This window comes from Caballeronia terrestris, from assembly GCF_001544515.1.
Taxonomy (GTDB): domain Bacteria; phylum Pseudomonadota; class Gammaproteobacteria; order Burkholderiales; family Burkholderiaceae; genus Caballeronia; species Caballeronia terrestris.
Window position 1 is genome coordinate 1 of sequence record NZ_FCOL02000453.1, and the last position, 1,205, is coordinate 1,205.

Consider the following 1,205-nt stretch of genomic DNA (forward strand, 5'->3'; position numbering starts at 1 on the left):
CAATTGCATTGCGCGAGCGACTCTTCTGCATGAGCAGCCGCTTCGCTTGCTTCGCGGAACAGTTCCTCGCGCACGGTCTGCAGTCCGGCCTCAGCAATCGAGCCTAGCGGCAGCAGGGTACGAGGATTCTCGGCGACACTGATGATGCGCACCTTTACTCCAGGTACCGCCAGGTAGCGAATGTACGCCGCCGCACGTGCGGACACGGGTGACGACTCAACTCCGATGAGTATCCGTTTGATTCCGGATGTGGCAGTGCTGCTGGTATTCGCTGTAGTCACGATCCGGTCTCCGTGCGACACGCGAAATGTCGCTGGCGTCGATACCCTATCTTCTCAATCTGCTTTCGCGGCCATTTGACACACGTCAAGGTCCGGCGCGCGAGCGGGTAAACACCTTGCGTGACCGTAAGCCGTTGCCGCGATTCCAAGGAATGATAGACAACGATCCGTCCCCATGAACGCTTTTAAGTAGCGAAATCTCGCGTGCAAGCGGCTGATTATGGCCGCGCGCTGCCCGGGCGTTCGTCATACGCCGGTCGCAATATTCCTCGACCACCGCTAGCGGGCGTGCATCAAAGGCCGCAGAGCGAAGTGACGACTTTATTTCGCGTCTGGCAAAGCCATGCTGAGTATGGCTCAGTCCACTGTCAGGGCGCTCGTTCGATAACGCGACGTCCGCGGATTCTCTCAACTCGTCGGAGAAAGCCGCGATATTCAGCCCGGTTGTCGAGTGCGCGGAGAGTATCGCCCGGGGGTTTTCGAGCACGCTCACAACACGAACCTGGACGCCTGCGACGCCCAGTTGACAGGCGTAGGTGGCCGCATGGATGGACGCGATACTCGAATCTACGCAAAGCAGAAGCCGGCTGAAACTGGCCGAAGGCGAATTGGAGCTGACTCGCTGGTTCATAAAGAGACTCCGTGATGATCGCGGAAAACGCCCGACGGAAGCATCGTCTAGGCATACCCTTCAAAAGACAGTCTATACGCTACGTATAAGACCTTCTCCTTTGCTTTCGATTGATTTACGTCATGTTCCGACGTGTCTGCACGACTAGACTGGATGTGCGATAGCGATCGACACGTCGATGACGCCGCTTCTCCGTTTGCCAACGCGCATTCAGACGGGATCAGCGATATGGAAGCCAATCGCCTAAACAATGGCCCTAATATCCGTATTGGCCGATTGTTATGACCTTAGCC

Annotated in this window: 1 protein-coding gene; it reads right to left on the reverse strand. The window is 56.8% G+C overall.

Features of this window, described 5'->3' with window-relative positions; translation table 11 throughout:
• Nucleotides 1–366: 366 nt before the first annotated feature.
• Entirely contained in the window at nt 367–912 is a 546-nt protein-coding gene (locus AWB67_RS40480; RefSeq protein WP_125477891.1) for a hypothetical protein, read from the reverse strand.
• Between the last annotated feature and the right edge of the window lie 293 nt (nt 913–1,205).

What these genes read in the sequence shown, in the direction of transcription:
- AWB67_RS40480 (WP_125477891.1), bottom strand. Translation starts at nt 912, where the DNA reads ATGAACCAGCGAGTCAGCTCCAATTCGCCTTCGGCCAGTTTCAGCCGG.